At 57.6% G+C, this 10006-nt stretch carries 8 protein-coding genes; 7 read left to right on the plus strand and 1 reads right to left on the minus strand.

What is annotated here, in order from left to right; all coding sequences use genetic code 11:
- Positions 1-123: 123 nt before the first annotated feature.
- The 6 genes from R6X40_RS26690 (at position 124) to R6X40_RS26715 (ending at position 7641) form a co-directional block, all read left to right on the plus strand.
- Positions 124-528 carry a FixH family protein gene (locus R6X40_RS26690; RefSeq protein WP_318417628.1) on the plus strand — a complete coding sequence of 135 codons (405 nt, stop codon included), beginning with the start codon at positions 124-126 and terminating at the stop codon, positions 526-528.
- Positions 525-1952, plus strand: coding sequence for an efflux RND transporter periplasmic adaptor subunit (locus R6X40_RS26695; RefSeq protein ID WP_318417630.1), 1428 nt, complete (start codon positions 525-527; stop codon positions 1950-1952). Before R6X40_RS26690 ends, R6X40_RS26695 begins: the two co-directional genes overlap by 4 nt.
- Entirely contained in the window at positions 1949-5143 is a 3195-nt protein-coding gene (locus R6X40_RS26700) for a CusA/CzcA family heavy metal efflux RND transporter (RefSeq protein WP_318417632.1), read from the plus strand. Before R6X40_RS26695 ends, R6X40_RS26700 begins: the two co-directional genes overlap by 4 nt.
- Complete coding sequence (locus R6X40_RS26705; RefSeq protein WP_318417633.1) at positions 5140-5595, plus strand: DUF411 domain-containing protein; 456 nt, start codon at positions 5140-5142, stop codon at positions 5593-5595. The genes R6X40_RS26700 and R6X40_RS26705 overlap by 4 nt, the downstream gene beginning before the upstream one ends.
- A 600-nt stretch (positions 5596-6195) precedes the next feature.
- A complete protein-coding gene (locus R6X40_RS26710) occupies positions 6196-6519 on the plus strand; it encodes a hypothetical protein (protein ID WP_318417635.1) in 324 nt (107 codons plus the stop codon).
- 156 nt (positions 6520-6675) lie between these two features.
- Positions 6676-7641, plus strand: coding sequence for a murein L,D-transpeptidase family protein (locus tag R6X40_RS26715; RefSeq protein WP_318417661.1), 966 nt, complete (start codon positions 6676-6678; stop codon positions 7639-7641).
- Here R6X40_RS26715 and R6X40_RS26720 read toward each other — a convergent pair.
- Positions 7638-8717, minus strand: a complete 1080-nt coding sequence (locus tag R6X40_RS26720) for an IS630-like element IS870 family transposase (RefSeq protein WP_318417637.1) — start codon at positions 8715-8717, stop codon at positions 7638-7640. The two genes, R6X40_RS26715 and R6X40_RS26720, sit on opposite strands and share 4 nt — an antisense overlap.
- Positions 8718-8875: 158 nt before the next feature.
- Here R6X40_RS26720 and R6X40_RS26725 point away from each other — a divergent pair, with 158 nt between their 5' ends.
- Positions 8876-9808, plus strand: coding sequence for an NAD(P)/FAD-dependent oxidoreductase (locus tag R6X40_RS26725; protein WP_318417639.1), 933 nt, complete (start codon positions 8876-8878; stop codon positions 9806-9808).
- The last annotated feature ends 198 nt before the right edge of the window (positions 9809-10006 follow it).

The following is a 10006-nucleotide window of genomic DNA, read 5'->3' on the forward strand; positions in this document are numbered from 1 at the left end:
TCCCAGGTCATCGAACACGTCGTCGATTCCGCACGGTCGCAAGGTTGCATCCACGCGGTACCGATGGTGATCCATATTGACTGAAGACGAGGTCGCAGACCCGTCAGGATGAGACATTGAATCATGAAACAGACCACATTTTACGCGAGGATCGCGCTCCTTGCTGGCGCAATGCTGTCCAGCACCGCCACCGTTTCCTTCGCCGGAGCGCAGGACTACGAATTCCAGGCCGTCAGGACGGACATCAAACAGGGGGCTGGGCAATCAGTATCCGTCCGCCTGATCGATAAGCGAACTGGCAAGACGGTCCCAGATGCAGTCATCTTTACCACCCGTATGGATATGGCTCCAGAAGGCATGGAGATGATGACTACGACTGTGGACCCGTCAACCTCCGCTGAACCGGGCGTCTACGCCTTCACGACGAACCTTTCCATGGAAGGCGGATGGCGGTTCCAGGTCGCCGCCAAGGTTCAGGGTGAGCCTGAGACGGTCAAAGGCGAAGTCGTCTTCAAGGCTGTCCCGTGAGCACCTCGCGCATCATTGCCACGCTCTCCCTCGCCGCGATCGTCGGCGGGGGAGGCTATTGGGCCGGAAAGAACGATGTCGGTGCATACTTGCAGCGATACGTCAAAGGCACCGGGATGGCCGCAGAGGCGGAACCGCGCCGCGAAGGGACGGGAGCGGTGATCTACTATCGCCACCCGGACGGCGCGGCCGAATACTCCGCCAAACCGGCGAACACGGATGACGGGCGGCCGTTCACGCCCGTCCGGGGAAGCGAGGAGATCAGCCTCGGTGCGACCGGCTCAGTCGCGCCTGAGGCCGGCACGGCAGCCGTTACACCCGAACGGAAGGTCCTGTACTACCGCAACCCCATGGGCCTTCCCGACACTTCCAAGGTGCCGAAGAAGGACTCCATGGGAATGGACTATCTCCCTGTCTATGACGGCGAAGTCAGCGACAGTTCCACCGTCGAGGTTACGCTCGGCAAACTCCAGCGGACGGGAGTGAAGACCGCGCTCGCCGAAAAGATGAGCGTCAGCCGGAAAATCCGGGTGCCCGGAACCGTCACACTCGATGAGCGCATGGTCAGCATCGTCTCTATGCGGGCGGACGCCTTCGTTGAGGAGGTTTCAGACGTCACCACGGGCGACCGGATCGCGAAGGGAGAAGACCTCTTTCACTTCTATTCGAAGGAGATCGCCACTGCTGGGGCCGAATACGCGACCGAGATGCGCAACGGCGGCAAGCTGGGCCCCTATACCGGGTCCGCTCTGCGGCTGAAGAATCTGGGCGTGCCGACGGCAACGATCACCAGCATCGCTACTGAGCGGAAGGTGCCCCAGAGCATCGCCTACACCTCGCCCCGGGACGGGGTCGTGCTGGAGCGCATGGCCGTGAGTGGCATGATGGCCGAGGCTGGAGACATTCTCTTTCGCATCGCCGACATCTCGAAGGTCTGGGTGATCGCAGACGTTCCTGAATATGAGCTGGCCTCCGTCCGCAAGGGTGCTATCGTCTCCGTGGCCGTTCGCAATCTGCCTGGCACGACGTTCAAGGGAACGGTTGACCTCATTTATCCTGAGATCCAGATGCAAACCCGGACCACGAAGGTGAGGATCGAGCTTCCAAATCCGGACGGCCAACTAATGTCCAACATGTATGCAGAGGTTGAGATCGAAGCCGGAGCCGGGAATCCGGTCGTCGCCGTTCCCAACAGTTCGGTCATCGATACGGGCGACCGCCAGATCGTCTTCCTCGACAAGGGCGAGGGCAGGTTCGAACCGATCGATGTCGGACTGGGCGTTCGAGGCGAGGATATGACCGAGATCACCAAAGGCATCGCCACAGGCGACCGCGTCGTCGTTTCCGCCAACTTCCTGCTGGACGCCGAAAGCAACCTGAATGCCGCGTTGAGCGCCCTGACGACCGACGAGGTGAAACCATGATCGCGCATATCATCGCATGGTCCGCCCGCAATCTCCTGTTGGTCTTTTTCGGCGCGGCGCTGTCCATCGCGGGCGGCGTCTATGCGTTGCGCACCTTGCCGCTTGATGCAATCCCTGACCTGTCCGACGTCCAGGTCATCGTCTTCACCGACTATCCGGGACAGGCTCCGCAGGTTGTCGAGGACCAGGTCACCTATCCGTTGACCACGTCGATGCTGACCGTGCCGAGGTCGAAGGTCGTGCGCGGCTTCTCGTTCTTCGGCGTTTCGTTCGTCTATGTGATCTTCGAGGACGGCACCGATCCCTACTGGGCGCGCAGCCGCGTGCTCGAATATCTGAACGCGGCCGCAAGCCGTCTGCCGGACGGTGTTTCACCGAGCCTCGGCCCGGATGCGACCGGCGTGGGCTGGGTCTACCAGTACGCCGTTGTCGCCAAGGAACTGTCGCTGGCCGAACTTCGGTCGCTTCAGGACTGGGTGGTGCGCTTCGCCGTCTCCAAGTCCGATGGCGTGGCGGAAGTCGCCAGTGTCGGCGGCTTCGTCAAGCAGTATTCCATCGTCGTTGATCCCGCGCGCTTGAAGGCACAGAACGTCTCGCTGTCGGATATCGCCGACGCCGTGCGCTCCAGCAACCGCGACGTCGGCGGCCGGACCGTGGAAATCTCCGAGTTTGAGTTCATGGTGCGCGGCAAGGGCTACCTGCAGGGTATCAAGGACATCGAGAACATCGTCCTGAAGACGAATGCTGGTATCCCGCTGCGTCTGTCGGACGTCGCGAGGGTCGAGCTGGTCCCGGACGAGCGGCGCGGCATCACCGAGCTGAACGGCGAGGGCGAGGTCGCAAGCGGCATCGTCCTTCAACGCGTTGGAGCCAATGCTCTGACTGTCATCGAAAACGCCAAGGAGAGCCTTGCGGCGATCCAGAGCAGCCTGCCTGCCGGAACCGAGATCGTTCCCGTCTACGACCGTTCGAAACTCATCGAAGCGGCGATCGAGACTCTGAAGGGCACGCTGATCGAGGAATCGATCGTCGTCGCGTTGGTGACGATTGCCTTCCTCCTGCATGTGCGCAGCGCGCTGGTGGCGATCATCATGCTGCCGATCGGCATCCTGATCGCCTTCATGGCGATGCGGGCGCTCGGCCTGGGGGCGAACATCATGAGCCTCGGCGGTATCGCCATCGCCATCGGTGCGATGATCGACGCCGCCATCGTCATGATCGAAAACGCCCACAAGCATCTGGAGCGCGCGCCACCGGGAAAGCCTCGAACCGAAGTCCTGATCGAAGCGGCAAGCGAAGTCGGCCCGCCGCTGTTCTTCAGCCTGCTGATTATCACGGTGTCGTTCCTGCCGATTTTCACGCTGGAATCGCAGGAAGGACGCCTGTTCGGACCGCTGGCCTTCACCAAGACCTTCGCGATGGCAGCGGCCGCGCTGCTGTCCATCACGCTTGTGCCGGCACTCATGATCCTATTTGTCCGGGGCCGCATTGTCCCGGAACACAAGAACCCGCTCAACCGTCTGCTGATCTGGATATACCGTCCGGTCATTGCGGGCGTCCTGAAGGCCAAGACCCTGACGATCCTCGCAGCCGTCGCGGTTCTCGCGGTTACCGCCTGGCCCGTCCAGCATATCGGCAGCGAGTTCATGCCCAATCTCGACGAGGGTACGCTGATGTACATGCCGACGACGCTTCCGGGCTTGTCGGTGACCAAAGCCGCCGAACTGATGCAGACGCAGGACCGCATCATCAAGTCGTTCCCGGAAGTGGAGACAGTGTTCGGCAAGGCGGGGCGTGCGTTGACGGCAACCGATCCGGCTCCCACCGAAATGTTTGAGACCATCATCACGTTGAAGCCGAAATCCGAATGGCGGCCAGGCGTCACCTCCGACAGCCTCAAGCAGGAGATGGACGCTGCCCTGCAGTTTCCCGGCGTCTCAAACGCCTGGACCATGCCGATCCGCGCCCGCATCGACATGCTCTCGACAGGGATCAGAACTCCGGTAGGCGTCAAGGTCTATGGCACCGACCTCAAGGAGATGGAAAAGGTCGCAAGGAAGATCGAGACTGTCCTGAAGGCGGTTCCGGGAACGTCGAGCGCCTACGCCGAACGGGTCATCGGCGGCTACTATCTCGACATCATCCCGGACCGCAACGCGCTCGGCCGCTACGGTCTCACCATAGACGACGTGCAGGACGTCATCGGGATGGCCCTGGGGTCCGAGGTTGTCACGTCGACAGTCGAGGGCAGGGAGCGGTATGGCGTCGCCATCCGTTACCCGCGGGCCTTTCGCAGCGACCCGCAATCCATCGCCCGCGACGTTCAGGTCTCCCTGCCGGGCGGCGGTACAGTTCCGCTGGGCGAAGTCGCGGAGGTCAAGCTCACCCGCGGTGCTACGACCATCCGGACGGAGAACGGCCAGCTTGCCGTCTACATCTTCGTCGATATCGCCAACCGCGACCTCGGGGGTTACGTAGCGGAAGCCCAGGCTGCCGTCGCCGCAAGCGTCGAGATGCCCGCGGGTTATTCCGTCGCATGGAGCGGCCAGTTCGAATATCTCGAACGGGCGAAGGCTCGTCTGATGATCGTCGTTCCGCTGACGCTCGCGCTGATTTTCCTGCTGCTGTACCTGAACTTCAGGGCGCTAACAGAGACGCTGATCGTCATGCTGTCGCTGCCGTTCGCGCTGGTCGGCGGCATCTGGATGATGTGGTGGCTCGGCTTCAACGCGTCGGTTGCCGTCGCAGTCGGCTTCATCGCGCTCGCCGGCGTCGCCGCGGAGACCGGGGTGATCATGCTCATCTACCTCGACCAGGCTCTGAGGGACGAGAGGGCGAAATGCGTGGCCGAAGGCAGGACATTCGAAAAAGAAGACCTCAATAGGGCGATCATGGTCGGGGCGGTCGAACGTGTTCGGCCAAAGATGATGACCGTCGTCGCTATCATGGCGGGATTGGTGCCGATCCTCTGGAGCACGGGTGTCGGCTCCGAAATTATGCAACGAATCGCCGTGCCGATGATCGGCGGTATGGTATCATCGACCCTTCTCACGCTTGTCGTTATTCCGGCCGTCTACGGAAGTGTCAAAGGCTGGCGACTGCCGAACGCCACACTCTCGAATGAAAATTCATCGACACAGAACGCAATCGAGCCAGATATGCTGTCATTACGGAAAGGAAAAATCGTATGAACCGGAGACAATTCCTCTGCTCGGCAGTCGCCAGCCTTGCTGCAACGAAGACCGCCCCGGCACGGGCATCCCAGCTTGAAATGACGGTCTACAAGGACCCAAATTGCGGGTGCTGCCATGCCTGGGCCCAGGCAATGAAGGATGCCGACTTCGCGGTCACCATACGGGATATGGAAGACCTGAGCTCCATCAAGATGAAGTACGGCATTCCAGACGTGATGCAAGGTTGCCACACCGCGGTCATCGGCCCCTTCTTCATTGAAGGCCATGTGCCTTTGGAGGCGGTCGAGAAAATATTAAAGGAAGCGCCCGGTATTGCGGGGATCGCAGTTCCCGGCATGCCAGCGGGTACACTTGGCATGGGAGAGGACCCCAAAGCAGAATATGATGTCTATGCTGTGGGGAAAACTGGATCGCACTCGGTATACTTGCAAGTGCGCCGCAAAGCCTAAGGCCAAACATGAGTTAAAGATCGCCAGAATATCAAAAGGCCGGTTTTCGCAGGCGCTATCAGATGCTCAACGGCTTAAAACTAGGCTTGCACATGGATCAACGGCATAAGGCGGCGCCTTGCACCTCAATGTTCTTGTTTGTTGCGTGGCCTTATTTCCACAAGAGTTTGATGAAGCGTTTGTGGGTTCCCGGACACCGGTCCCTTGTCGGCAAGGGCGTAGAGTAGGAGCCCACGGGGCCAAGATAAAGCGGGATGAAACCACACTTCATGACAGTGGGCTCCGGGTGGTTTCGAAACTGATCCCACGCGACGCAGAGCGTACTCAAACCCGTGCCGACGAACCAGCCGAAAAGAATGTAATCGATAGGCTGGATGAACATGTTTTTGTCGCTCCTATAAGACGCGATTTCAGCTGTCGTTCAAAGGGGAGTGCTTTCTATCCTAGGATGGGTGGATGTCTGGAACAGGCATACCGTAAAGTCGTATATGAGAATATTTGCTGTCCTAGGATAATATTGCTGGGTTCTGGTAGCATTGACGCGCGTCCCATTTTTGCTCATGGTCACTGGAGTGAATCATTATTGTTCCAACGGACCAGATGCGCGGACTGATCAAAGCAATCATCGCTGTCATGCTCTTTGCCGCACTGTACGTGCCATGCAACGCCAGCGATATTGGACTTGAACGGCAGAATGTTGGGCCGAATGCATCAATCGCTTATCAGAATTCGGTGGAGGCAGCCCGCCATCATACAAAAGGTGGCGAAAGTCGGTCTGGCAATCATTGCCAGCCAGATGGCTTGTTTGTAGCTTTTTCTACTCAACGCGCCGATGACGATGAGACTGCCCTTTTTGTTCCTGAATCGACGCGCGCGTTCCCCGGTCAACAATTGTCTGTTGCTCAACGCCCTCCCATTCTTTGAGCTTAAATCTCCGTTTGGATTTTTAGGTTTTTGAAGAGGGACATTATGGCCTTGCATGGGTCTGTCTTTGCATCCTGGCATCAGCAGGTGCGATTTACGAAGTTTACGAATAGGGCATACAGGATCGGCGGATTGCTGACCGCTGTCGTTGTTTTCATGATGATTTCAGCGAGCCTCAGCGGTTGCGTTCAAATGTCGTTGGACGATCTTGGTCAGCCTTCTCAGGAAATTCCAGCTAACCTTCTCGCTGATATGCGGAAAAAAGGAATGCAACCGGACAGCCCTGTTTTGATCCGCATCTTCAAGATGGAAAGTGAACTTGAGGTCTGGAAAATCGATGGAAGTGGAAAATACGCGCTTCTCAAGATTTTTCCCATCTGTCGATGGTCTGGGAAGCTCGGGCCTAAAACCAAGACGGGTGATCGTCAGGCGCCGGAAGGTTTTTACCGGGTCACCCAGGGCAGCTTGAACCCAAAATCGCAATTCTATCTATCCTTCAATCTTGGATATCCTAACCGGCTCGAAGCTGCGCTTGGCCATACCGGAGAGGCCCTGATGGTGCATGGCGCATGCTCATCCTCAGGTTGTTTTGCCTTGACCGACCAAGGTGTCGGGGAAATTTACGCGGTGATGGATAGAGCATTGAAAGGGGGGCAGAAGGCCGTCCAGGTTCAGGCGTTTCCTTTCCATATGACGCCGAGAAACCTTGCGGCACACAGAGACGACGAAAACCTGGCGTTCTGGAAAAACCTTAAGGAGGGTTCTGACATTTTCGATGTAACAAGGCGTGAGCCAGAGGCCGCCGTGTGCGAAAAACGCTACGTGTTCAATGCCGATTTTGGCGGACAACAACCAGCTAATCCGTTGGCGACGTGTCCGGTGAGGATTGATGCGCCCGACCTATTGGTGGCTGCGAAAAGTCAGAAGGAAGAGGATGCCTTCAACTCTCTGTCCAATAAATCGTTGGAGCCGCTTGCGTACCAGGACGGCGGGATGCATCCGAGTTTCAGGACGCTCCTAAAGCAGAATGGCGACATCAAGCTTGCCCAACGTGTATCGGACATCAGCTACCCTATAAGTCGTCCTGCGGCAGCGTTGGCTGATCCCTTTTCAGCCCGCTAGTGGTTTGATTCCAACACTTGGTGCCCTCGTCTGACGGCTGCGATGATGTCGTCAGGGTCTGCTTTCCAGATGAACGGCTTCGGCTCTTCGTTGTGCTCTTTGATAAAGCGGTTAATGGCTGCCTGAAGATCAACGACCGAATGAAAGACGCCGTTCTTCAGCCGACGGCGGGTGAGTTTTGCGAAGAAACCCTCGACGGCATTCAACCAGGAACATGATGTCGGAACGAAGTGGAAGGTCCAGCGTGGGTGCCGCGCCAACCAGGCCCGGACTTTGGGCTGTTTGTGTGTGGCGTAGTTGTCCAGGATGACGTGAACCGCCTTATCCTTCGGCAACTGAGCCTCAATCGTGTTGAGGAAGCGGATGAACTCCTGATGCCGGTGGCGCTGCATGTTGCGGCCGATGACGGAGCCGTCGAGAACATTCAGGGCAGCGAAAAGTGTGGTGGTGCCGTGGCGCTTGTAATCATGGGTCATCGTGCCGGCACGACCCTTCTTCATGGGAAGACCCGGCTGCGTCCTATCCAGCGCCTGGATCTGACTTTTTTCATCGACGGAAAGGACAATCGCATGGGCAGGCGGCGAGACATAGAGACCGACCACATCATGAAGCTTCTCGGCGAAAGCCTTGTCGTTCGATAGTTTGAAGCTGCGCCACCGATGGGGTGCGAGACCATGCTCATGCCAGATCTTGACGACTGAGGATGCCGCAATCCCCACAGCCTTTGCCATCGCACGAACCGTCCAGTGTGTGGCTTCCTGCGTGGGCGGCTCCTGCGTCAGAGCAACAACCCGGTCGACAAGGTCAACCTCAAGCGGCGCAGTGCCGGGCGGCCGGCTCTTGTCGCGCAAAAGGCCGTCTACGCCTTCCGTCATGAAGCGCTCCTGCCAACGCCAGACGCAGGTCTTCGACTTAGCCGTCGCCTCCATGATCGAGACCGTTCCCAGGCCCTCGTCGGTCATCAAGATGATCTTCGCCCGCCACACATGCTTTTGCGGCGAGCTGCCTGCCGAAACGATTGCGTTCAGCCGAACCCGGTCGGCAGCGGAAACCTCAAATGTGACACCTGTGCGCATGCAGGATCGTCGCACATTCATGCAAAAATTGGAATCCCAAATCGGACTCCTTTGTCTCGATCAAACCACTAGGTCCTGCGGCTGGCCTCTCAAAACCATGCCGGCTTGATTGTTCTTTTGTATGGCTGACTTCGGACGGCCTAAACTGGAAGTTTGCTATGAATATAAAACAGAATGCTGGAGCTTTTGACTGCATCGTCATCGGCGCCGGTCCAGCCGGACTGACCGCGGCAATCTATCTCGCGCGATTTCACCTTTCGGTTCTTGTCATCGACGGTGGCAAAAGCCGCGCAGCCATGATCCCAGTTACCCATAATCATGCAGGATTTCCCAGAGGCATTGCCGGAATTGAACTTTTGTCGCGTATGCGAGATCAGGCATTTCAATACGGTACCAGTTTTGAGGCCGGAAAAGTGTTGTCGCTGAAGCTGGAAGTTGGACCGCTACTGGTGGTAGGTGCGGCAGGATGCGAACGGCGCGCAAAAACGGTGCTGCTCGCCACCGGTGTCGTCAACAAGCGCCCGAAAATGTCTGAATCTATTCATGATGAAGCCTTGGCACGCGGTCTTTTGCGCTACTGTCCGGTATGCGATGGATATGAGGTTACCGATCGTCAGATCGGTGTGATTGGAACCGGCGAACATGGGCTTTGCGAAGCAGAATTTTTGAGAGGTTTTACTTCCAACCTGACACTTATTTCCCCGGATGCCCCTCACGAGCTCGACCATATGCAGCGTGCCCGAGCAAAGGCTGCAGGCATTGAACTTCTTGATGGTGCCTGTCTCGGATACAGTCTTAGGTCAGATCGAATAGAAGTTTCCATTCCCGAGGGCAACCGATCCTTCGCCAGCCTTTATCCTGCCCTTGGCACGATGATCCAGTCAGATCTCGCAATCGATGTTGGTGCACGTATTTCGAACGACGGATGCCCGGTCGTCGATTCACATCAAAGGACCACGGTCAAAGGCGTTTACGCTGCAGGCGATTTGGTGCTTGGCCTCGATCAGATTTGCCATGCGATGGGGCAAGCCGCTGTTGCCGCGACTTCCATTCGCAACGACCTTGCGAAGATCTGTCCTTTACAGCGATAGTTTGCCTTTTGAAAATTGAATGGAGATTGTGATGTGAAGAGATATTCGCCCCGCAAAAGCCAAGGTGGATGATGCCAAAAGTTCCATAAATTAGATTATGCAAACGGCGATTTGAGCAAATCCCGGACAGCATTAACCGCCGTTGACAGCGAATGAACAGTTATGTTTCCTCTTGCCGGGTAGCTGCCTTCCCCCGAG

Origin of the sequence: Rhizobium sp. PL01, from assembly GCF_033447125.1 — a bacterium.
Taxonomy (GTDB): domain Bacteria; phylum Pseudomonadota; class Alphaproteobacteria; order Rhizobiales; family Rhizobiaceae; genus Pararhizobium.